General features: G+C 68.0%; 23 protein-coding genes. 11 read left to right on the top strand and 12 right to left on the bottom strand.

Annotation, left to right across the window (positions count from 1 at the left end):
• Window positions 1-124: 124 nt before the first annotated feature.
• On the bottom strand, window positions 125-583 hold the full coding sequence (locus AC1DSZ_RS03250) for an RT0821/Lpp0805 family surface protein (RefSeq protein WP_476836941.1): 459 nt from the start codon (window positions 581-583) through the stop codon (window positions 125-127).
• An 81-nt stretch (window positions 584-664) separates the two neighbouring features.
• Between AC1DSZ_RS03250 and pdxH the strand changes: the two genes are divergently transcribed.
• The 4 genes from pdxH (at window position 665) to AC1DSZ_RS03270 (ending at window position 3156) form a co-directional block, all read left to right on the top strand.
• Window positions 665-1267 carry a pyridoxamine 5'-phosphate oxidase gene (pdxH, locus tag AC1DSZ_RS03255; protein ID WP_476836942.1) on the top strand — a complete coding sequence of 201 codons (603 nt, stop codon included), beginning with the start codon at window positions 665-667 and terminating at the stop codon, window positions 1265-1267.
• A gap of 77 nt (window positions 1268-1344) precedes the next feature.
• Complete coding sequence (locus AC1DSZ_RS03260; RefSeq protein ID WP_476836943.1) at window positions 1345-2097, top strand: SDR family NAD(P)-dependent oxidoreductase; 753 nt, start codon at window positions 1345-1347, stop codon at window positions 2095-2097.
• Window positions 2078-2560, top strand: a complete 483-nt coding sequence (locus AC1DSZ_RS03265; protein ID WP_476836944.1) for an NUDIX hydrolase — start codon at window positions 2078-2080, stop codon at window positions 2558-2560. Before AC1DSZ_RS03260 ends, AC1DSZ_RS03265 begins: the two co-directional genes overlap by 20 nt.
• The gene (locus tag AC1DSZ_RS03270) at window positions 2557-3156 is read left to right on the top strand and encodes a TIGR02301 family protein (protein WP_476836945.1); all 600 of its coding nucleotides are present in this window, start codon (window positions 2557-2559) and stop codon (window positions 3154-3156) included. The genes AC1DSZ_RS03265 and AC1DSZ_RS03270 overlap by 4 nt, the downstream gene beginning before the upstream one ends.
• Here the strand turns inward: AC1DSZ_RS03270 and AC1DSZ_RS03275 are convergent.
• Complete coding sequence (locus AC1DSZ_RS03275; RefSeq protein WP_476836946.1) at window positions 3153-4652, bottom strand: NAD(P)H-hydrate dehydratase; 1500 nt, start codon at window positions 4650-4652, stop codon at window positions 3153-3155. The genes AC1DSZ_RS03270 and AC1DSZ_RS03275 overlap by 4 nt on opposite strands.
• Window positions 4653-4857: 205 nt before the next feature.
• Here AC1DSZ_RS03275 and AC1DSZ_RS03280 point away from each other — a divergent pair, with 205 nt between their 5' ends.
• Both AC1DSZ_RS03280 and glnA read left to right on the top strand, forming a co-directional pair.
• The gene (locus tag AC1DSZ_RS03280; RefSeq protein WP_476836947.1) at window positions 4858-5196 is read left to right on the top strand and encodes a P-II family nitrogen regulator; all 339 of its coding nucleotides are present in this window, start codon (window positions 4858-4860) and stop codon (window positions 5194-5196) included.
• An 83-nt stretch (window positions 5197-5279) separates the two neighbouring features.
• Window positions 5280-6689: a type I glutamate--ammonia ligase gene (gene glnA / locus AC1DSZ_RS03285; protein WP_476836948.1), complete on the top strand. Its 1410-nt coding sequence runs from the start codon at window positions 5280-5282 to the stop codon at window positions 6687-6689.
• Window positions 6690-6973: 284 nt separating this feature from the next.
• Here glnA and AC1DSZ_RS03290 read toward each other — a convergent pair whose 3' ends face one another.
• Entirely contained in the window at window positions 6974-7174 is a 201-nt protein-coding gene (locus tag AC1DSZ_RS03290) for a hypothetical protein (protein WP_476836949.1), read from the bottom strand.
• Window positions 7175-7316: 142 nt separating this feature from the next.
• Here AC1DSZ_RS03290 and parE point away from each other — a divergent pair, with 142 nt between their 5' ends.
• The 3 genes from parE to AC1DSZ_RS03305 all read left to right on the top strand — a co-directional run bounded on the left by parE (window position 7317) and on the right by AC1DSZ_RS03305 (window position 10451).
• Complete coding sequence (gene parE, locus AC1DSZ_RS03295; protein ID WP_476836950.1) at window positions 7317-9416, top strand: DNA topoisomerase IV subunit B; 2100 nt, start codon at window positions 7317-7319, stop codon at window positions 9414-9416.
• A gap of 165 nt (window positions 9417-9581) precedes the next feature.
• Window positions 9582-10118, top strand: coding sequence for a cytochrome b (locus tag AC1DSZ_RS03300; protein WP_476836951.1), 537 nt, complete (start codon window positions 9582-9584; stop codon window positions 10116-10118).
• 81 nt (window positions 10119-10199) lie between these two features.
• Window positions 10200-10451, top strand: a complete 252-nt coding sequence (locus tag AC1DSZ_RS03305) for a hypothetical protein (protein ID WP_476836952.1) — start codon at window positions 10200-10202, stop codon at window positions 10449-10451.
• Here AC1DSZ_RS03305 and AC1DSZ_RS03310 read toward each other — a convergent pair.
• Window positions 10448-11203 (bottom strand): alpha/beta fold hydrolase, encoded by a 756-nt coding sequence (locus tag AC1DSZ_RS03310; protein WP_476836953.1) that lies wholly within the window; start codon window positions 11201-11203, stop codon window positions 10448-10450. The genes AC1DSZ_RS03305 and AC1DSZ_RS03310 overlap by 4 nt on opposite strands.
• Before the next feature lie 198 nt (window positions 11204-11401).
• Between AC1DSZ_RS03310 and AC1DSZ_RS03315 the strand changes: the two genes are divergently transcribed.
• Both AC1DSZ_RS03315 and AC1DSZ_RS03320 read left to right on the top strand, forming a co-directional pair.
• The gene (locus AC1DSZ_RS03315) at window positions 11402-12949 is read left to right on the top strand and encodes a DEAD/DEAH box helicase (RefSeq protein ID WP_476836954.1); all 1548 of its coding nucleotides are present in this window, start codon (window positions 11402-11404) and stop codon (window positions 12947-12949) included.
• A 140-nt stretch (window positions 12950-13089) separates the two neighbouring features.
• Complete coding sequence (locus AC1DSZ_RS03320) at window positions 13090-14094, top strand: GGDEF domain-containing protein (protein WP_476836955.1); 1005 nt, start codon at window positions 13090-13092, stop codon at window positions 14092-14094.
• A 24-nt stretch (window positions 14095-14118) separates the two neighbouring features.
• Here the strand turns inward: AC1DSZ_RS03320 and AC1DSZ_RS03325 are convergent, their stop codons facing one another.
• The 8 genes from AC1DSZ_RS03325 to AC1DSZ_RS03360 all read right to left on the bottom strand — a co-directional run bounded on the left by AC1DSZ_RS03325 (window position 14119) and on the right by AC1DSZ_RS03360 (window position 21731).
• Window positions 14119-14475 carry a TfoX/Sxy family protein gene (locus tag AC1DSZ_RS03325; RefSeq protein WP_476836956.1) on the bottom strand — a complete coding sequence of 119 codons (357 nt, stop codon included), beginning with the start codon at window positions 14473-14475 and terminating at the stop codon, window positions 14119-14121.
• Between the two features lie 13 nt (window positions 14476-14488).
• Window positions 14489-14869 carry a HesB/IscA family protein gene (locus AC1DSZ_RS03330; RefSeq protein WP_476836957.1) on the bottom strand — a complete coding sequence of 127 codons (381 nt, stop codon included), beginning with the start codon at window positions 14867-14869 and terminating at the stop codon, window positions 14489-14491.
• A gap of 130 nt (window positions 14870-14999) precedes the next feature.
• Window positions 15000-15368 carry an SUF system Fe-S cluster assembly protein gene (locus AC1DSZ_RS03335; RefSeq protein WP_188518295.1) on the bottom strand — a complete coding sequence of 123 codons (369 nt, stop codon included), beginning with the start codon at window positions 15366-15368 and terminating at the stop codon, window positions 15000-15002.
• Between the two features lie 17 nt (window positions 15369-15385).
• On the bottom strand, window positions 15386-16624 hold the full coding sequence (locus tag AC1DSZ_RS03340; protein WP_476836958.1) for a cysteine desulfurase: 1239 nt from the start codon (window positions 16622-16624) through the stop codon (window positions 15386-15388).
• Between the two features lie 200 nt (window positions 16625-16824).
• Window positions 16825-18147, bottom strand: coding sequence for a Fe-S cluster assembly protein SufD (sufD, locus tag AC1DSZ_RS03345; RefSeq protein ID WP_476836959.1), 1323 nt, complete (start codon window positions 18145-18147; stop codon window positions 16825-16827).
• A 7-nt stretch (window positions 18148-18154) separates the two neighbouring features.
• A complete protein-coding gene (gene sufC, locus AC1DSZ_RS03350) occupies window positions 18155-18904 on the bottom strand; it encodes a Fe-S cluster assembly ATPase SufC (RefSeq protein ID WP_476836960.1) in 750 nt (249 codons plus the stop codon).
• Between the two features lie 98 nt (window positions 18905-19002).
• On the bottom strand, window positions 19003-20472 hold the full coding sequence (gene sufB, locus AC1DSZ_RS03355; RefSeq protein WP_476836961.1) for a Fe-S cluster assembly protein SufB: 1470 nt from the start codon (window positions 20470-20472) through the stop codon (window positions 19003-19005).
• A gap of 56 nt (window positions 20473-20528) precedes the next feature.
• Window positions 20529-21731, bottom strand: coding sequence for a cysteine desulfurase family protein (locus AC1DSZ_RS03360; protein WP_476836962.1), 1203 nt, complete (start codon window positions 21729-21731; stop codon window positions 20529-20531).
• Window positions 21732-21963 lie beyond the last annotated feature (232 nt).

Below are 21963 nucleotides of genomic sequence, written 5' to 3' on the forward strand. Positions count from 1 at the left end.
CCCGCGCCTCGTCCCGAAGCCGGCGATCCCACGCGTCGACGCGCCGGAAATCGCCAGCTCTCCTGTTCGCTCCTGATGTGGTGAGACTGTTGCCGATTCGCAACGGCGCCTCATCGCGCCGCCATCATACCGCGTTGGCGGCCGGCTTCACCTTCTGCACCGTCCAGTCGCCCGCGCCCAGCCTGCAGGCCACGCCGATGAGCTTGTCCTCGCGCCCCTGGGTCTTCACCGCGGCCGAAAACGAGCGGCAGACCTGATCGTTGCGCACATAGGCCTGGCCGTTGGCCGTGAAGCTGCCCGAGCCGCCCGTGTCGGCGTTGCTCCAGGACGCGCCCGGGCCCTTGTGCAGGGGGTCAAGCGCCTGGGCGAGAACCGGGCTGGCGACTTTCCAGTCGACATCGTCGATCGCGGGCGCGAGCGGCGAACCCGCGGGCGTGATGGAGGCGGTGGTCTCGGGATCAGCCAGGCTCATGCCCGGCAGCACCATGGAGCAGCCGCACAGCGCGAGCGCGACCGTGGAGGCGACGCCCACGCGCACCAGCTGCGCCGCCGCGCCACTTTGTAGAAGACGGCGATGTCCCATATAAGTCGATAGGTCGGCTCGGCGGGACAATGGCGATCCTCGTTACGCTTGTACGCCGACATTCAACCAACGGAAACGTTAATGGCTGGTGACTTCGCCGGGTCCCGCGACCCCTTCGCCCTCTTCGCCGACTGGTTCGCCGAGGCCAAGGAGTCCGAACCCAACGACCCCAACGCGATGGCGCTCGCCACCGTGGACGAAACCGGCCTGCCGGATGTCCGCATGGTGCTGCTGAAGGGCTACGATTCCGACGGCTTCGTGTTCTACACCAACACGGAGTCCGCCAAGGGGACCGAGCTGGCCGGGACGCCCAAGGCCGCCGTCGTGTTTCATTGGAAGAGCCTGCGCCGCCAAGTTCGCGTGCGCGGCCCGGTGGAGCGCGTGACCGACGCCGAAGCCGACGCCTATTTCGAGAGCCGGCCGCGCGACAGCCGCATCGGCGCCTGGGCGAGCCAGCAGTCCCGTCCGCTCGAGAGCCGCTTCGCGCTGGAAAAGGCGGTCGCCACCTATGCGGCGAAATACGCCATCGGGACAGTCCCGCGCCCGCCGCACTGGACGGGGTTCCGCATCCGCCCAGTGCAGATGGAGTTCTGGATGGACAAGCCGTTCCGGCTTCATGACCGCATGGTGTTTCGCCGCCCGCAGCCCGAGGGCGAATGGGCCAACGAACGCCTGTATCCTTGATTCAGTTTGCGTTGCTATGACGAGCTAACCTTGCAACGGCGCGGCCGCCGGTCGCCCGACCCCGAACAGGACGCCGAATGCCCAACTCCAACGCCAACGGCCAACGAAAGGCCATGCTGCTGACCGGCGCGAGCCGCGGCATCGGCCACGCGACCGTGAAGCGGTTCTCCGCCGCGGGCTGGCGCGTGATCACCTGCTCGCGCCACCCCTTCCCGGAAAACTGCCCCTGGGAGATGGGCCCCGAGGACCACATCCAGCTCGACCTCGCCGACCCGGCCAACACCACCGAGGCGATCGAGGAGGTGAAGAACCGGCTGGAGGGCGGCCGCCTGGACGCGCTTGTGAACAACGCCGCAATCTCGCCCAAGGGCGAAGGAGGTTCGCGGCTGGGCACGCTCGAAACCTCTGTGGCGGACTGGCAGAAGGTGTTCCAGGTAAACTTTTTCGCGCCCGTGATGCTGGCGCGCGGGCTGATGAACGAGCTCAAGGCCGCCAAGGGCTCGGTGGTGAATGTCACCTCGATCGCGGGCTCGCGCGTGCATCCCTTCGCGGGAGCCGCCTATGCGACGTCCAAGGCCGCGCTGGCGGCGCTGACGCGCGAGATGGCGGCCGATTTCGGCCCGCACGAGATCCGCGTGAACGCGATTTCGCCGGGCGAGATTGACACCGCCATCCTGTCGCCCGGAACGGACAAGATCGTGGCGCAGATCCCGATGCGCCGACTCGGCACGCCCGAGGAGGTCGCCAAGGCGATCTATTTCCTGTGCACCGACCAGTCGAGCTATGTCCACGGCGCTGAGATCCACATCAATGGCGGCCAGCACGTCTGACCTGATCGGGGCCGAGGCTCAGCAGGCCGATCCCCGGCTCTACCCGTCGCGGCCCTTTCTGGCCGCCAGCGTTGCGGTGTTCCGCGATGGCAAGGTGCTGCTGGCCACGCGCACCAAGCCGCCGGCCGCAACGCTGTTCTCCTTGCCCGGCGGGCTGGTGGAGCCCGGCGAGACGCTGGAGCAGGCGGCCCTGCGCGAGCTTATGGAGGAAGTCGGCGTGGTCGCCGAGGTGGTAGGCTTCGTGCGCCACACGCAGGTGATCGAGCGCGACCCGGATAACCGCGTCGTGCGGCATTTCGTGATCGCGACCTTCGCGGCGCGCTGGGTGTCGGGTGAGCCCGCGCCAAGCCCTGAGGCCGGCGAGGTCCTGTTCGCCGAGCCCGGCGCCATTGGCGGGCTGGCGGCGACCCACGGACTTGCGCGGATCGTCGCCGAGGCCGCAGCCGTGCTGGCCGCCGCATGAGCACGCCCAAGCGCATCGCCGCTACAATGCTGGCGCTCGTTGGGCTGGCCGGCGCGGCAGAGCCCGCAGCGGCGCAATTTTACTGGCCGTGGGAAACGCCGCCTCGGCCGGCGCCGCAAATCATCATCCAGCGTCCGCCGCGGCATCTGCCGCCGGCAGCCTCGCCCGCGCCGCGGTCGCACACCCGCCCAGGAGCCCGCGGCGACCAGGCGGCGCGCCCGCCGAAACCGGCCGACGCCAAGCCGGCGGAGCAAAAGCCCACCGAGGCCGCCCAACCCGCGCCCGAGGGGCCACCGCCGCCCTACGAGCCGCAGATGCTGCGCCTCTCCGAACTCATGGGCGCGCTGGCCTTCCTGCATCCGCTCTGCGGCGGCGAGGGCGAGGCAGAGTGGCGCGGCCGCATGACGGCCCTGATCAACGCCGAGGCGCCTCCGCCCCAGCGCCGCGAGCGTCTGGCCGGCGCCTACAACCGGGGCTATCGCGAGTATTCAGTGACCTACCGGCGCTGCACGCCGGCGGCCGAGACCATCATCAGCCGCAGCCTCAACGAGGGCGGGCGGCTGACGCGGGAGCTCGCCGGGCGCTTCGGCGGCTAGTCAGCCTCGCGCCCGAAATTGGCCCGCAGCACGGCCGGCAGCGCCTCCGGCAGATCCTCGGCGATCAGCCCGGGGCCGATCGTCCGCCCCGCCTCCGCGTGCAGCCACACGGCCGCACAGGCTGCCTCGAACGCCGGCACGGACTGCGCCAGCAGCCCGCCCGCTATGCCGGCGAGGCAATCGCCCGACCCGGCCGTGCCCAGCCATGGCGTTCCGTTCGCGCTCACCGCCGCCCGGCCGTCCGGAGCGGCGATCACGGTGTCGGGCCCTTTCAGCACCACCACCGCGCCCAGGGCCGCGGCTGCGCGGCGCGCGGCGGCAAGTTTAGATTCCGCGCCAACGATCTCCGGCTGGTTGCTGAACAGCCGCGCGAACTCGCCCGCATGCGGGGTCACGATCACGCCGCGCTCTGGGCGGGCGCCGACCAGCGCGGCCAGCGCAAGCGCGTCGCCCTCGTGGCTCGTGAGCGCATCCGCGTCCAGCACCGCATGCGCGCCGGACCGCAGCGCCGCCGCCGCCATGTCTCGCGTTGCTGCGCCCACGCCCAGCGCGGGGCCGAGCACCACGGCATTGCGGCGCTTGTCGGCCAGCAGCCCGGCAACCCCCGCCGCGCCTTCGCTTTTGCGCACCATCACGGCCGTGAGCGCCGCCGCGTGGATCGGCAGCGCCTCGCCGGGCGACGCCACCGTGACGAGCCCTGCCCCGATACGGAGAGCCGCCCGGGCCGCGAGCCGCGGCGCGCCGGTCCCCTCGATTCCGCCCGAAACCACCACCGCGTGCCCGCGGCCATATTTGTGGCCCTCCTCGTCCAGCGCGCGAAACGCCGCGCCGAACACGCCAGGCCCGTTGCGCCGCGCCAGCGGGCGGATCGCGTCGAGCACGGACGCCGGGATGCCGATGTCGGCGACCCGCACCGGGCCGCACAGGCGTCGACCGGGATACAGCAAATGCCCGGGCTTCAGCCGGAAGAACGTCACCGTTTCGGAGGCCCGAACCGCCGCGCCGCGCACCCGCCCGGTGTTTCCGTCCAGCCCCGAAGGCACGTCCACGGCCACAACGGGCCTGTCCGACGCATTGATGCGCTCCACCAACGCCACCGCGTCGCCGTCAAGACCGCGCGCCAGGCCAGCGCCGAACAGCGCGTCCACCACCAGGTCGGCGGCGGCCGGATCGCAGTCCCGCACCGCCGCTACCGGTCCGCTCCACCTGGCAGCCGCGCCCGCTGCGTCGCCCTTCAGCGCGGCGCGCTCGCCCAGAAGGGCGAGCTCCACCCGGTAGCCTCGCGCCGCCAGGATGCGCGCCGCCACGAAGCCGTCGCCGCCATTGTTGCCCGGGCCGCACGCCACGAGCACCCGCGCGCCCGTCGGCCGCGTCCGGCAGACCGCGTCCGCCACGGCCGCGCCGGCGCGGTCCATCAGAGTCGCGCCCGCGATGCCACCTTCGCCGGCCAGCCTGTCGGCCTCGCCCATCTCGCGGGTTGTGAGAAGCTCGTCCATCGCGCGGTCCTTGTGATCAAATCATAGGCGGATCGCACAAGCTTTGGGCGAAACACGTTCAAGGCTCGCCCACCCTGCCCGTTTCACGCCCAAACCGCCCCGATGCCGCCAAGATCGCGGTGGCGCGCCGCCCCCTCGATCTGCTAAGAGCCGGAGTGTGCTTCCCGAAAGGCCGCGACGCCATAGCCGAGGATCCGGGTCACCGATGAAGAAGATCGAAGCGATCATCAAGCCGTTCAAGCTCGACGACGTGAAGGAGGCCCTCCAGGAGGTCGGCCTCCAGGGCATCACGGTCACGGAAGCGAAGGGCTTCGGCCGCCAGAAGGGCCACACCGAGCTCTACCGCGGCGCCGAATACGTGGTCGACTTTCTCCCCAAGGTGAAGATCGAGATCGTGCTGCCCGACGAAATGGTCGAGAGCGCCGTGGACGCCATCCGCAAGGCCGCCCAGACCGGGCGCATCGGCGATGGCAAGATCTTCGTGTCCCCCGTCGAAGGCGCGATCCGCATCCGCACCGGCGAGACCGGCCTCGACGCGATCTGATCCGCCCCGACGTTCCCGCCCCCCTCGATTCCGCCTGCCCTCGCGAGACCCCGCGTCCCGCTCTCCAGAAGAGGAAACGACCCATGAAGACCGCCAAGGATGTCCTGAAGGCGATCAAGGACAACGACGTGAAATACGTCGACTTCCGGTTCACCGACCCGCGCGGCAAGTGGCAGCACGTCACCTTCGACGTCTCGATGGTGGACGAGGAGATCTTCGCCGAAGGCACCATGTTCGACGGCTCGTCCATCGCCGGCTGGAAGGCGATCAACGAGTCCGACATGACCCTGATGCCGGACCCGGCCACCGCCCAGATGGACCCCTTCTTCGCGGCCTCCACGATGTCGATCGTCTGCGACATTCTCGAGCCGACCACGGGCGAGCCCTACCCGCGCGATCCACGCGGCATCGCCAAGAAGGCCGAGGCCTACCTCCAGTCCATTGGCGTGGGCGACACCATCTTCGTCGGCCCCGAGGCCGAGTTCTTCGTGTTCGACGACGTCCGCTTCTCGTCCGAGCCCTACAACACGGGCTTCAAGCTCGACTCGATCGAGCTGCCGACCAACGGCGACACCGAGTATGAGGGCGGCAACCTCGGCCACCGCATCGCCACCAAGGGCGGCTACTTCCCGGTGCCTCCGCAGGACAGCGCCCAGGACATGCGCGGCGAGATGCTGGCCGCCATGGCGGCGATGGGCGTCAAGGTCGAGAAGCACCATCACGAGGTCGCTTCCGCCCAGCACGAGCTCGGCATGAAGTTCGACACGCTGACACTGATGGCCGACCAGATGCAGATCTACAAGTACTGCATCCACAACGTCGCGCAGAGCTACGGCAAGACGGCGACGTTCATGCCCAAGCCCATCTTCGGCGACAACGGCTCGGGCATGCACGTGCACCAGTCGATCTGGAAGGGCGGCAAGCCCCTCTTCGCCGGCAACAAGTACGCCGACCTGTCGCAGGAGTGCCTGTACTACATCGGCGGCATCATCAAGCACGCCAAGGCGCTGAACGCCTTCACCAACCCGTCGACCAACTCGTACAAGCGCCTGGTCCCGGGCTATGAGGCTCCCGTGCTGCTGGCCTACTCGGCCCGCAACCGCTCCGCCTCCTGCCGCATCCCCTACACGTCCTCGCCCAAGGCCAAGCGCGTGGAAGTTCGCTTCCCCGACCCGATGGCGAACCCCTACCTCGCCTTCGCGGCCATGCTGATGGCCGGCCTCGACGGCATCCAGAACAAGATCGATCCGGGCGCGGCCATGGACAAGGATCTCTACGACCTGCCCCCGCGCGAGCTGAAGAAGATCCCGACCGTCTGCGGCTCGCTCCGCGAGGCGCTCGCCAATCTCGACCGCGACCGCGGCTTCCTGAAGTCCGGCGGCGTCTTCAACGACGATTTCATCGACAGCTACATCGAGCTGAAGATGCAGGACGTCATGAAGTTCGAGATGACCCCGCACCCGGTCGAGTTCTCGATGTACTACTCGTACTGAGGCTGGACGGCGGCTCCGGCCGCCGCTCCCTATACTCGACGGGGCGCCTCAGGGCGCCCCGTTTGCATTGGCGAACACCGCGGTGGTACTTCGCGCCAACGCTTGACCTGCAACCGCCCCTTGGACAGCCCTCCCCGTCATTGCAAGCGCAGCGAAGCAATCCAGGCGCCGGGCATGAAGCGGGCGCAGCTCAGCCCTACGCCCAACCTCTGGATTGCTTCGCTGCGCTCGCAGTGACGGGAGGGCGTCGCGACCACTTCGCCCAACGCCAGCGGCACCGCCGATCAGGCGCCGAGCTGCCTCGCGACCCAGCCCGCGAACCCGACCACAACAGCGGCGGCGCCCATGGCGATCCAGCGCTGGTCCGGCCTGGGCTTGCGCCGGGCTTCCGCCGCGGCTGCGTGCTCGTCGAACGCAAAGGCGGCTCCCGCCACGGCGGCGACATGGTCGAGGGATACGGAACGGAGAGGCGCGGTCTTGATCATGGGATCGAGCCTAACCAGCCTTGGTTAACACCAGGATGACAGGACGATCGCGGTGGACGGACGTTTCCGGTCCGTTCCGCTGGCGCCCATCCGCGTGCCATACTAGGGGCAGAGCGAATCAGCGTGAGGCGGCGGAAGCGGCATGGCGAACACAGGCGATCTTTTCGGCGGCGGCGCGGCGCGCAAGCTCCCCGACGGCGACGCCGGGCCTGAGGCGGCGCCTGTTGTCGGCAAAGCCGCCGGGAAGGCCGTTCGCAAGACCGAGTTGGCCGCCGTGCCGACGCAGGGCACGCCCGGCGAAGCCGGGTACACGGCCGCCTCGATCGAAGTGCTGGAGGGTCTGGAGCCGGTGCGCCGGCGCCCCGGCATGTATATCGGAGGCACCGACGAGAAGGCCTATCACCACCTCTTCGCCGAGGTGATCGACAACTGCATGGACGAGGCCGTCGCCGGCCACGCCACCTATATCGAGGTCACGCTCGCGGAGGACGGCACGCTCACGGTCACCGACAACGGCCGCGGCATCCCGATCGACCCGCATCCCAAGTTTCCCGGCAAGTCGGCGCTCGAAGTGATCATGACGACGCTGCACGCCGGCGGCAAATTCGACTCCAAGGTCTACGAGACGTCGGGCGGCCTGCATGGCGTCGGCATCTCGGTGGTAAACGCGCTGTCGGACCGGCTCGAGGTCGAGGTGGCGCGCGGTCAGGTGTTGTACCGGCAGGTGTTCTCACGCGGCCACGCGATGGGACCGATCGAGAAGGTCGGCGAAGTCCGTAACCGCCGCGGCACCCGGATCAGCTTCCACCCGGACGCGCAGATCTTCGGCGAGGAGGCGCGCTTCTCGCCCAGGCGCCTGTTCAAGATGGCGCGCTCGAAGGCCTACCTGTTCGGCGGCGTCGAGATCCGCTGGTCCTGCGCGCCCGCGCTGCTGGACGGAACCGACAAGGTGCCGCCGGAGGCGGTGTTCCGCTTCCCTGCCGGCCTGAAGGATTATCTGGCCCGCGAGATCGAGGGCAAGACCACCGTCACGGAGCAGATCTTCGCCGGCAAGGTGGAGAAGCCCGGCGGCCATGGCTCGCTCGAATGGGCCGTGAGTTGGCTTGGACCGGGCGAGGACGGCTTCGTCAACTCCTACTGCAACACCATTCCGACGCCGGAGGGCGGCACGCACGAGTCCGGCCTGCGCATCGCGTTGCTGCGAGCGCTGAAAGATCACGCCGAGCGCATCAATCAGGGCAAGCGGGCCGCCACGCTCACGACCGACGACGTGATGCTGTCCTGCGCCGCCATGCTGTCGGTGTTCATCCGCGAGCCTGAATTCCAGGGCCAGACCAAGGACAAGCTCGCCACGCTGGAAGCCTCGCGCATCGTCGAGAACGTCGTGCGGGACGCTTTCGACCACTGGCTCGCGGCCGCGCCAGCGCAGGCCACCAAGCTGCTCGACTGGTCAGTGGAGCGCGCCGAGGAGCGCATCCGCCGGCGCGCCGAAAAGGAGATCCTGCGCAAGACCCCGGTGCGCAAGTTGCGCCTGCCGGGCAAGCTCGCGGACTGCACGGCCGCGGGGGCGGCGGGCTCCGAGATCTTCATCGTCGAGGGCGACTCGGCCGGCGGCTCGGCCAAGCAGGCGCGCGACCGCAAGACCCAGGCCGTGCTGCCGCTGCGTGGCAAGATCCTGAACGTCGCCAACGCCACGCGCGACAAGCTCTCGCAGAACCAGCAGCTTTCCGACCTCATCCAGGCGCTCGGCTGCGGCTCCGGCGCGCATTTCAAGGACGAGGACCTTCGCTACGAGAAGGTCGTGATCATGACGGACGCCGACGTGGACGGCGCCCACATCGCCTCGCTGCTGATCACCTTCTTCTACCGGCTCACGCCGCGCCTGATCGACAACGGCCACCTTTACCTGGCGGTGCCGCCGCTCTACCGGCTCACGCATGGCGGCAAGACCGTCTACGCCCGCGACGACGCCCACAAGGCCGAGCTGCTGCGCACGGCCTTCAAGGGCAAGGCGAATGTCGAGGTCGGCCGCTTCAAGGGTCTCGGCGAGATGATGCCCGCGCAGCTCAAGGAGACCACGATGGATCCGGCGCGCCGCACGCTCCTGCAGGTGCGCGTCGTGTCCGAAGACCGGCCCGACACCTCCGACGCCGTGGAGCGCCTGATGGGCAACAAGCCGGAGGCGCGCTTCGCGTTCATCCAGGAACGGGCCGCCTTCGCGACCGAGTTGGTGGATATCTGAGCGCGCAGGGCGTTTCGGGTTGGGTTGGCTTCTAGCCTCGCCCTGCCTCTCCTTACGAGAATGTCACGTCGCCGCCACGTTTAAGCCAATCCGGGCCGGCTATACCCACAGCGTCAGGCCGGCTCTCCCCCGCGCGAGCCTGGGTTCGAGCACAAAGAGGCGATCATGGGGACTTATCCGAACCCGCAATCCTACGACGCGCTGTCGCGGTTCTTTCACTGGACGATGGCCGCGCTGATCCTGGTCGTTTTCCTGATGGGGCTCACCGTGGACGTGCTGCCGCGCGCCATGGAGCAGACCTACGTTAATCTCCACATGGTGCTGGGAACGCTGATCCTCGCGCTCTACGCCGCCCGCCTCGCCTGGCGCTTTCGCCACAAGCTGCCAGCTGCGGATCCCACGCTGGGGCGGTTCATCGACGTCACGTCGCGGTGGGGCCATGTCGGGCTTTGGGCGCTGATGCTGGCCGTCCCCCTCATCGGCGTCGCCGTGATCTTCTTTCGCGGTCGCGGCATCGATTTCTACCTGTTCCAGATCCCCTCCCCGCTGGCGGCCAATCGCGCCGTGGCGCGCCCGATGAAGGAAGCGCATGAGCTTGCCGCCTATGCGCTGGTCGGGCTGGCGGCCGTCCATGCGGCGGCAGCCCTGTGGCACCATTTTATCCGCCGCGACGGCGTGCTGCGCCGCATGCTGCCGGAGTGACCCGCCGCGGCAACGCTTGGTTAACCATGCGGGCGTAAAAATCCCTCGCGCGCCGTTGGGCGCGCGCAGGGGGCTTTTGCGATGTTTGGAGAATCAGGGGGCCGGCTGTTTGGGGCGACGCTCCTGGGGGCCGCCGTTCTCACCGCAGCCTCGATCGGAGCCGTTCAGTACTTCGCCAACAACGCCACCGCGCCCATTCAGGTCGCCCGGGCTGCGCCCGTGAAACAGTCGATCGCGGGGCTAAAATCGGTGCTCGACCCGCTCACGACCGGCTCGGTGCCGCGCAACGCCTCGATCATCCTCGATCCTTGCACGGGCGCGCGCAAGAGCTAGCCGGCTCCCACCATGGCGGCATCCGGCGCGCGACCATGCGGAACGTCCTCCTCCGGGATCCGCGCCAGCCAGGCCGCCAACGCGTCATAGACGCGCTCCGGCTGCTCGAGGCTGCTGAGGTGGCCAGACTGGGGAACCACCACCAGCTCGGCTTCGGGCAGCAGCCCGTGCATCTCCTCGGCCTGGACGAGAGGCGTGATCGCGTCCTGCTCGCCTACCAGCACCAACGCAGGCTGCGTCACGCTCTTCAGGAAAGGGCGTGAATCCATGCGGCCGATGATGGCCCGCTGCTGGCGCATGAAGGCCGTCGGGCCCACCTCCAGCATCATTTCCCTGACAGTCGCCTCCAGGGCCGCGTCGCCGAGGTGGTCCGGATGAACGAGCCTCGGCCAGAGCGCGGGATGGACATCCTCGAAGGCGCCGGTCTCGGCCATTTCAATCAGTTGCAGCCGGCGTTGCACCGCCTCTTCGGAGTCAGGTCGCGCATTGGTGTCCATCAGCGCCACGCCGGCCACCCGGTGGGGTGCGAGCCGCAGCAGCTCCAGCGCCACGTAGCCCCCCATGGACAAGCCCGCGAGCGCGAAACGCGCCGGCGCGTCGGCCAACAGCCGGCCCGCCATGGCCGAAATGGTGGCGTCCTGCGTGGTGTCGGCGAAGATCACCAGGCGCTCCTCGCGGAGGCGAGCGGCCTGGGGGGCAAACAACGCCGGGGTGCAATTCAGGCCGGGAATGAAGACCAGGGGGGTGGTCATGTGCAGGCGGGTCCTTGATCTTTCTGGCCCCCTGGGGAGGGGCGCGGACGATTACCGAATTGACTCGATTCGAAATAGCTCTATGTATCGCCTCATCCTTTGCGGGACGGCCTGCGACTTGGCTTCGACGCATCTGTCGCGCCGTTCCCCATCAACGCGCAACTGCGTCGATCGCCGCGCCGTGAGGCGGCCTGAAGAATGAATTTTTCTGATCTCGGCCTTAGTGACAAGGTGCTCGAAGCCGTTACGGCTTCCGGCTACACCACCCCTACGCCTATTCAGGCGGAGGCCATTCCGCATGCCCTGGCGCGCCGTGACGTGCTCGGCATCGCCCAAACCGGCACCGGCAAGACGGCGGCGTTCACGCTGCCCATGCTGACCATGCTGGAACAGGGCCGCGCCCGGGCGCGCATGCCCCGGACGCTGATCCTCGAGCCGACGCGCGAACTCGCCGCGCAGGTCGAGGAAGCCTTCGTGAAATATGGCGCGAACCAGCGCCTCAACGTGGCGCTGCTGATCGGCGGCATGTCGTTCGGCGACCAGGACGCCAAGATCATGCGCGGCGTGGACGTGCTGATCGCCACGCCCGGCCGCCTGCTCGACCATTTCGAGCGCGGCAAGCTGCTGCTTACCGGCATCGAGATCCTGGTGATCGACGAAGCCGACCGCATGCTCGACATGGGCTTCATTCCGGACATCGAGCGCATCTGCCGCATGGTGCCGTTCACCCGGCAGACGCTGTTCTTCTCGGCCACTATGCCGCCCGAGATCCAGCGGCTCACCGAAACCTTCCTGCATAACCCGGCCAAGATCGAAGTGGCGCGCCAGGCCTCCACGGCCAGCACGATCACGCAGCGGCTGGTGGGTTCCGGCCCCGAGCCCCACGACAAGCGCGACGTGTTGCGCCAGCTCATCCGGCAGCAACCCGACTTCAAGAACGCGATCATCTTCTGCAACCGCAAGCGCGACGTGCAGACGGTGTACAAGTCTCTTGAGAAGCACGGCTTCAGCGTCACGGCGCTGCATGGCGATCTAGACCAGCGCGCCCGCATGGCGGCGCTGGACTCGTTCCGGAACGGCTCGATCCAGCTTCTGGTCGCCAGCGACGTCGCGGCCCGCGGCCTCGACATCCCGGATGTGAGCCACGTCTTCAACTACGACGTGCCGCACCATGCCGAGGATTACGTTCACCGGATCGGCCGCACCGGCCGCGCCGGCAAGAGCGGCGTCGCGATCTCGATCGTGACCGGCGAGGACAAGAAAAATCTCGCCGCGATCGAGCACATGATCGGCGCCACCATCGAGTGGCAGGGCGAGATGCCGGCCGCCGGCGATGGCGAGGGTGAGCGCCGCCGTCGTCCGGGTGGACGCCGCCCCGCAGGGCGCGACCGGTCCGAGCGCTCGGATTGTCCGCGTCGTGAGGAGAGCAGCCCTGCCGCCGCCGAGGCGCAGCCGCGCCGCGAGCGCTCCAGGTCGCCCCAGCGTGAAGCCGCCCCCGAGCGTGACGCCGCGCCTGACCGTGAAGCCGCGCCAGAGCGCGAGGCTCGCCCCGCGCGCGAGCGTGCGCCCGAGCGGGAGCGCGCCCCGGCCGAGGCGAGGCCGCCCCGGCGGGACCGCCAGCCGCCGGGCGAAGCGCGCCAGGAGCGGCCTCAGCGTCCGCCGCGCCGGCCCGATCCGGACGACGCGCCGGTCGTCGGCCTGGGCGACCACGTGCCGTCTTTCCTGCTTCGATCAGTGAAGCGCTGAGTTCTTTGCATCGGGGCCTTCGCTTTTAGCAATCCTTTAATCGGGCTTGTGCAACCTTAACGCCCATCGAAGATGGGAGTGACTTCATGGTTGCGTCGGGCCCCGATGACGCTCCAGCCACACGGCTGGCCGGGGAAACCATGCGTCAGATCGAGGTGCACGGTCCGTCTCCGGAACCGCGCGCCTACGAAGTCTGGTTCACTCATCTTGCGGGTCGTAACCGGCCCCTCAGCCGCGCTCTCACGGCGGAGCTGACCGAAACGCCGCGGCTCGAGCCGGCCGCGATCGACCGTCTTTACGACCAGTATCTCTCGCCCAACCGCATGGCGGCGCAGGCCGAAAAGGCCAGCCTCGGCGTCCTCGCCGAGATCGACTCGGTGATGGGCACCCTCGACGACGCCCTCGGGTCGACGACACGCTACGGCGACAGCCTTCAGGAGATCTCCAAGGACCTCGCCCCGGGCGTGGATCTGGAGCTGATCCGCAATGCGGTGAGCCGGCTCGTGGCGGCCACGCGCGAAACGGCCTCGGCCAATCGCGCGCTGGAGTCGCGGCTCAAGGAGACGCGCGGCGAGGTTCAGGACCTGCGCCAAGCTCTGGAATCGATCCGCACCGAGAACCTCACCGACCCGTTGACGACGCTGGCCAACCGCAAGCATCTCGATGCCACGCTGATCCAGGCCATCGACCATGCGGCGCTCAGCGGCGAGCCGCTGGCCCTGCTGATGATCGACGTCGACAAGTTCAAGGACTTCAACGACAACTGGGGCCACCTCACCGGCGACCAGGTGCTGCGGCTTGTGGCCATGTCGATCAAGGGCGCGGTGCGGCCCACCGATACGGCGGCGCGCTTTGGCGGCGAGGAATTCGCGGTGGTGTTGCCGCAGTCGTCCCTGAAATCCGGCGAGATCGTCGCCGAACGCATCCGCCAGACCGTGATGGGCCGCGAGCTCGTGAAGCGGTCCACCGGCGAGGCGCTGGGCCGCATCACGGTGTCGATCGGCGTCGCCAGCTTCATGGCCGGCGACAACGCCATGATGTTGATCGAGCGCGCCGACAAGTGCCTGCTGCACGCCAAGCGCACCGGCCGGAACAAGACGGTGTGCGAAGACGAGACGATCGACGCTTTCTCGGACGTCGCCTGACCGGATCAATCGACCAGGAAGCGATCAAGGCCCCTTGCGGGGCCTTTTGCTTTTTGGCGCCCTGCGCAGCGCCGCGCGCCGTGCGGCCTCACGAGCGAGGCCGGTCCACTCGAGCAGGATGTCGGGATCGTCGAACGCCGCTTCCGGGATGCGCCGGTATCCAAGCGCCTTGGGCTGGCCCTTCGCGACGTAGCTGAACGGCTCGAGCCCGGCGGCTTCAAACAGCGGCGCGGTCTCGGCGTCGACCTTGAGATAGACGACGCCTTGCGCGACGAGCGCGATCATCAGGCCCTCGTCGAATACGCCGAGCCCGCCGAACATGCGGCGCACGTCGAAATTCCCCGCAGGAGCGAACAGATCCTCGACGTCGCGTCTGTCCAACCCGCGGCCGCCGCTAGTGCGCGGCGGCGGCGGCCTGCTCGGGCGAGGCCGGCGTCAGCGCAACCGACTCGCCGCATCCGCAGGCGGAGGTCTGGTTTGGATTCTCGAACACGAACTGCGAGGCGAGCTTGGTGCTGCGGAAATCCATCACGGTTCCGAGCAGGAACAGCACGGCCTTCGGGTCGACCAGGACGGTGACGCCCTTGTCCTCGATGACTTCGTCGCCCGGCTTGACGCTATCGGCGTATTCCATCGTGTAGGACATGCCGGCGCAGCCGCCGTTGCGTACGCCGACACGAACGCCGACCAGCGGCGTGTCGGAGTTGGCCATGATGTCCTTGACGCGCGACGCCGCCGCATCCGTCAGCGACATCACCTTAAACTTGGGAAGCATTCCCATTATGTGCGTTCTCCCTGGCGGCCGGGTTCAAGGCCCGGGCAGGATCGAATATCAGTTCCTAATGTAGCGTTTGCCGCGCCGCATTCAAAGTGGCGCGGCGCAATTGCTTTGCATGCATTTGCGCTCACCACATGTCGAGCGCGACGCGCGCCTCGTCCGACATCCGGCTCTGGTCCCATGGCGGATCGAACACCATCGCGACCTTCACGGCCTGGACGCCGGGCACCGACGCGACGGCGTTCTCGACCCAACCAGGCATCTCGCCCGCCACCGGGCAGCCCGGCGCGGTCAGCGTCATGTCGATCGCGACATTGCGGTCGTCATCCACGTCGACCTTGTAGATCAGGCCGAGCTCGTAGATGTCGGCCGGGATCTCGGGGTCGTACACTGTCTTCAGCGCCGCCACGATGGCGTCGGTGAGGCGGTCGATCTCCTCCGGCGGCAGCGCCGACGGCAGATCGATGGCCGGCGTGTTGGGGGAAACATCATTCATCGCGGGTGCGCTTTCATTCAGCCAAACAGAGCTTCGGCCTTTTGCAGGGCCTCGGCAAGCCGGTCGACTTCCTCGACGGTGTTGTAGAACGCAAACGACGCGCGGCAGGTCGACGTGACGCCGTAGCGCGCCAACAGCGGCTGCGTGCAGTGAGTGCCGGCCCGCACGGCGACGCCTGAGCGATCGATCACGGTCGCGACGTCATGCGCGTGCGCGCCCTTGAGCTCGAACGACACGATCGCGCCGCGTTCGCGCGCGTGGCCGAAGATGCGCAGCGAGTTCATCGCCCCGAGCCGCTCCAGCGCGTAGTCGCGCAGCGTGTTCTCCTGCTTCAGGATGGCGTCGCGGCCGATCGACATCATGTAGTCCACCGCGGCGCCGAGCCCGATCGCCTGCACGATCGGCGGCGTGCCGGCCTCGAAGCGGTGCGGCGGGTCGCCATACGTCACGCCGGCCTCGGTGACGTCCTTGATCATCTCGCCGCCGCCGTTGAATGGCGGGAGCTTCTCCAGCCACTCACGCTTGCCGTAAAGCACGCCGATGCCGGTCGGCCCATAGACCTTGTGGCCCGTGAACACATAGAAGTCCGCATCCAGCGCCTGAACGTCCACCGGCAGGTGCACCGCGCCCTGGCTGCCGTCCACCATCACCGGAATGCCGCGCGCATGGGCGAGGCGGATGATCTCCCGGATCGGCGTGATCGTGCCCAGCATGTTGGACATGTGGGTGATCGCCACGATGCGGGTGCGATCCGTCAGCAGCTTCTCGAATTCGTCGAGCAGGAAATTGCCGTCATCGTCCACGGGCGAGAACCGCAGCACTGCGCCCTTGCGCTCGCGCAGGAAGTGCCAGGGAACGATGTTGGAGTGGTGCTCCATGATCGAGATTACGATCTCGTCGCCCTCCCCGACCGCGAGCTGGCCGAAGCTGGACGCCACGAGGTTGATCGCCTCCGTGGCCGAGCGCGTGAAGATGATCTCGTCGGTCGAGCCGGCGTTCAGGAAGCCGCGCACCTTCTCGCGCGCGTCCTCGAAGGCTTCCGTGGCCGCATTGGCGAGGTAATGCAGGCCGCGATGCACGTTGGCGTATTCGTGCTCATAGGCGTGCACCATGCGGTCGATGACCTGCCGGGGCTTCTGCGCCGAGGCGGCGTTGTCGAGATAAACGAGCGGTTTGCCGTAGACCTGCTTGGACAGGATCGGGAAGTCCGCCCGGATCGCCGCGAGGTCGAAAGGCCGTGTGGAAGCGTCGGTCATCGTCGTTGCATCCTGCCTGCCGTCGGGCGGCAGCGCCGCCCACCTCCCTTGCGCAGGAGGTCGGATCGCGAAGCGATCCGGAGGGGGTGACCCGCGCCCGGGAGAGCGCGCATGACCCTGCCTTGTTGTTCCGGCGACACCGTCCCTCCGCCGGGAGCCGGCGGCCCTCCCCTCGAGGGGAGGGCTGAGGCGCGTGCGCCTTACATGCGCGCCTTGAGCCAGCCCTCGACGACGCCTTCCAGCACGCCGCGGATGCTCTCGTCCTCGATCGTCTCGAGCGCCTGGCCGACAAAGGCCTGCAGCATCAGCGCTTCGGCGTCAGGCTTCGGCAGCCCGCGAGCGCGCAGATAGAACAGGAGGTCGTCGTCGAGCTGCCCGCAGGTCGCCCCGTGGGCGCAGACCACGTCGTCGGCGAAGATCTCGAGCTCGGGCTTGTTGTTCATCGTGGCGTTGTCGCCGAGCAGCACGGCCTGGCTCATCATCTGGCCGTCCGTCTTTTGCGCATAAGGCTGCACGATGATCTTGCCCTGGAACACGCCCGTCGATTCACCGTCCAGCACGTGCTTGTAGAGCTCACGGCTCTCGCAATGCGGCACGGCGTGGTTCACCACCAGCGTCGTGTCGGCGTGCTGGCGGCCGTTCAGCAGCGCGCCGCCGTTCAGCGAGATCTTGGAGTTCTCGCCCGCGAAATGGACAAAGATCTGCCGCCGCGACAGCGCCGGCGCGGTGGCAAGCGCGAAAGTGTTGAACAGGCACTCCGCGCCGAGCTTCACGCCCACGGTGGAGAGGTCGATCGATCCCTTGCCCTGGGTGTTCAACACCACATGCGACACGGTCGCGCGGTCGCCCGCCACGATCTCCAGCACGGCGTTGTCCTGGTGAGCGACGCCCGCCGGTCCCTCGCGGCTCTCGCCCAGAGTGAGGCTCGCGCCCTCCCCGACGACGACCAGCACGCGCGTATAGGTGGAGCGCGGCTCCGCGCCGATGCGCACGAAGCGCACGAACACGGGCGTGTCGACCTTATTGCCGGCCGCAACGCGCAGCACCACGCCATCGGTCATGAACGCCGCGTTGAGCGCCAGCACGGCGTCGTCCGCCACCGCGGCCTCGCCAAGATTGGCGACGGGCTGCGCCGCCCCCAGCGCGCCCGCAAGCCCGAGCGCCTCGACGCCGGCCGGCAGTGCGTCCAGATCCGACAAGGACGGCTCGAACACGCCGTCCACGATCACGAGGCTCGGGCCGAGCCCCGCGAAGGGCGACGGCTTGGCGCGGACCTCGCCGAGCAGGGCCGCGGAGGGAACATCCGCCAGCGGCGCGGCCTCGCGCAGCACGGCCCGTAGGTCGGTATATTTCCAGGCCTCGACGCGCCGGTGCGGCAGACCGCTCTGCACGAAGGCGTCATAGGCCTGCTGGCGCTCGGCAGATGCGCCGGGCAGGCGCGCCTTCACGGAAGGAAACAGCGCGAGAAGCTGGTTCTCGGCGGCCGTCCGCATCGGGGTGACGTTGGGGGTCAGGTCAACCATCTGCGCCTCAAGCCGCCTGCGAGCGGTAATCGGCGTAGCCATTGGCTTCGAGCTCCAGCGCGAGCTCCTTGCCGCCGGACTTCACCACCTGGCCGGACGACATCACGTGCACGGTGTCGGGCACGATGTAGTTGAGGAGGCGCTGGTAGTGGGTGATCACCAGAAACGAGCGCTTGGGGTCGCGCAGCGCATTGACGCCGTCCGCCGCGATCTTCAGCGCGTCGATGTCGAGGCCCGAATCGGTCTCGTCGAGGATGCAGAAGGTCGGCTCCAGCAGCGCCATCTGGAGGATCTCCATGCGCTTCTTCTCGCCGCCCGAGAAGCCGACATTCAGCGCGCGCTTCAGCATATCCTGAGGAATGTGAAGGCGTTCGGCGCCGGCGCGGACTCGCTTCATGAAGTCGGGCGTCGACAGCTCGTCGTCGCCGCGCGCCTTGCGCTGGGCGTTCAGGGCGGCCTTCAGGAACGTCATCGTGGCGACGCCCGGGATCTCGAGCGGGTACTGGAAGGCCAAGAACACGCCGGCGGCCGCGCGGGCGTCCGGCTCCATGTCCAGCAGGTTCTCGCCGTTCAGCAGGATTTCACCGTCCAGGACCTCGTAGTCGTCCTTGCCGGCGATGACGTAGCTCAGCGTCGACTTGCCGGAGCCGTTCGGCCCCATGATGGCGGCCACCTCGCCGTCGTGGACGGTGAGGGTGAGACCGTTGAGGATCTTCTTGTCCTCGATCTGGACGTGCAGGTTGCGGATTTCGAGCATGGTTCAGTTCCTGAAATTCGTGTTCGTCATGCCGACTTCGACGCGCGATGCGGAAGTCGTGGGCGGCCGGGCCCTGAGCCCGGCCAGGCCTGAAAGGATCAGCCGACCGAGCCTTCCAGCGAGATCGAGATCAGCTTCTGCGCCTCCACGGCGAACTCCATGGGGAGCTGCTGCAGAACGTCCTTGACGAAGCCGTTCACGATGAGGGCCGTCGCCTCCTCGGCCGACAGCCCGCGCTGCAGGCAGTAGAAGAGCTGGTCCTCGGAAATCTTCGAGGTGGTGGCCTCGTGCTCGAAGATCGCGCTGGCGTTCTTGGACTCGATATACGGCACCGTGTGCGCACCGCACTGGTCGCCGATCAGCAGCGAGTCGCAGTTGGTGAAGTTCCGCGCGCCGGTCGCCTTGCGGTGCGCCGAAACGAGCCCCCGATAGGTGTTCTGCGAGCGCCCGGCCGAGATGCCCTTGGAGATGATGCGGCTCGACGTGTTCTTGCCGAGATGGATCATCTTGGTGCCGCTGTCGACCTGCTGGTAGCCGTTCGACACCGCGATCGAGTAAAACTCGCCGCGCGAATTGTCGCCGCGCAGGATGCAGGACGGGTACTTCCAGGTGATGGCCGAGCCTGTCTCGACCTGCGTCCACGAGATCTTCGAGTTCGCGCCGCGGCAATCGCCGCGCTTGGTCACGAAGTTGTAGACGCCGCCCTTTCCCTGGGCGTCGCCCGGGTACCAGTTCTGGACGGTCGAGTACTTGATCTCAGCGTCGTCGAGCGCGATCAGCTCCACAACGGCCGCATGCAGCTGGTTCTCGTCGCGCTGCGGCGCCGTGCAGCCTTCCAGGTAGCTCACATAGGAGCCCTTGTCGGCGATGATCAGCGTGCGCTCGAACTGGCCCGTATCCTTCTCGTTGATGCGGAAATAGGTCGAGAGCTCCATCGGGCAGCGCACGCCCGGCGGCACGTAGACGAACGACCCGTCCGTGAACACGGCGGAGTTCAGCGTCGCGTAGAAATTGTCCGTCACCGGCACCACGGTGCCGAGATACTGGCGCACCAGGTCCGGGTGCTCCCGGATGGCTTCCGAGATCGAGCAGAAGATCACACCGGCCTTGCGCAGCTCGTCCTTGAAGGTGGTCACCACCGAGACGCTGTCGAACACAGCGTCCACCGCGACCTTGGAGGTCTGCACGCCCGCCAGAATCTCCTGCTCCCGCAGCGGGATGCCGAGCTTCTTGTAGGTCTCCAGGATGGCCGGATCGATCTCGTCCAGCGACATCGGGCCCACCTTGGTCTTGGGAGCCGCGTAGTAGTAGAGGTCGTTGAAGTCGATCTTCGGATATTCGACGCGCGCCCAGGTGGGCTCCTGCATGGTCAGCCAGCGCCGATAGGCGTCGAGACGCCACTCGGTCATCCAGGCCGGGTCGCCCTTCTTGGCCGAGATGAAGCGGACGATATCCTCGTTCAGGCCCTTGGGGGCCTTGTCCATCTCGATGTCGGTGATGAAACCGTACTTGTACTGGTCCACGTCGATCGAGCGGACCTGCTCGACGGTTTCCTGCACGGCAGGCATTGGCGTCTCCTTACCTCGACGGCTTCAAGGGCCGGGCGGTTGGCGGGGGATTCTGTTCAGGCGGCTGCGCGTCCCAGCCTCTGATGTAGGGTTTCTTTGAGGTTTGCGAAGGCCCCGACGAAGCGGATCACATCGTCTTCCCGGGAATTCCAGCCGAAACTGATGCGGATCGCGCCGGCGGCGAGATCAGGCTCGACCCCCATGGCGTCGAGCACGTGCGAGCGCTTCACCTTGCCGGACGAGCAGGCCGAGCCGGACGACACGGCCACGCCCGCGAGATCCAGCGCGATCAGGGCCGTCTCGGCCCTGAGGCCGTTCAACGACACGAGCGTGGTGTTGGGCAGGCGCTCTGCCGCGGCCCCGAAGATCACGGCCTCGGGCGCCAGCGCGATCAGCTCGGCCTCCAACCTGTCGCGCAATCCGAGGACCCGCTCGCGTTCGGCCGCTCCGGCCTCCCGCACGGCCCACGCTGCGGCGCCGAAGCCCGCCACGCCGGGACCATTCTCGGTGCCCGAGCGGGCGCCGCGCTCCTGCCCGCCGCCGCGCAGCATGCGCTCGGCGATCTGCAGCCCACCGCCCATCACGAGGGCGCCGACGCCCTGGGGCCCGCCAATTTTGTGGGCCGAAAGAGCAACGAGGTCGGCCCCGCTCTCGCCCACCGAGAAGGCGACCTTGCCGACGGCCTGCACGGCGTCGCAATGGAGCACGCCGCCGGCCGCATGCGCGAGATCGGCTGCGGCCCGCACGGGCTGGATCACGCCAGTCTCGTTGTTGGCGGCCTGCAGCGACACCATCGCGCGCTCGCCGGTCGCCGAAGCCTGCGCCAGACGGCGCTCCAGCCAGGCGAGGTCGACCACGCCGCTCGCCAGCACGGGGATGCGCTCGATTCGGTCCGCCGGAAACCGCGCGCCGTCCAGCACGCAGGGATGCTCGATGGCGCTCACCAGCAGCCGGTCGAGAGTCAACTTTTCGCCGCAACGATCGAAACGCGGCGCCAGCGCCAGAGCGTTGGCCTCGGTGCCCCCGCTCGTGAACACGACGTTGCGGGCCGAAGCGCCCACCAGAGCCGCGATCTCTTCGCGGGCGGACTCGATGCGCCCGCGCGCGGCCCGCCCTTCGGCATGTACCGACGAGGCGTTGCCGCCGGCCGCCAGCGCCGCGACCATGGCGTCGCGCGCCTCGGGCCGAAGCTCCGAGGTCGCGTTGTGGTCGAGATAGCTGCGCCCGCTCAGCGCCATCGTGGAACAGACCTTGTCCAACAGCCGCCCAAACGCCATCTGTAAGCGGCAGCAAAGGCTTGCAACCGCCCCCGGCGCTTGTGCTACAAGCGGCCTCCCACAGTGGGGTGGGTGGAACGGACGAACTCCGTTCACCTTTGTTCCACTGTTAGAATTATTCTAACAGAATTGTGGGCCGACAGCGCCTCGGAGTCAAGCCGAGGCGGCGCGCCAGACGCGCCCGAGCTGCGGCCCCGTTCCGCGTTCAAAGCAG

The sequence above is a fragment of the Alsobacter sp. P4_H11 genome, from assembly GCF_056400925.1.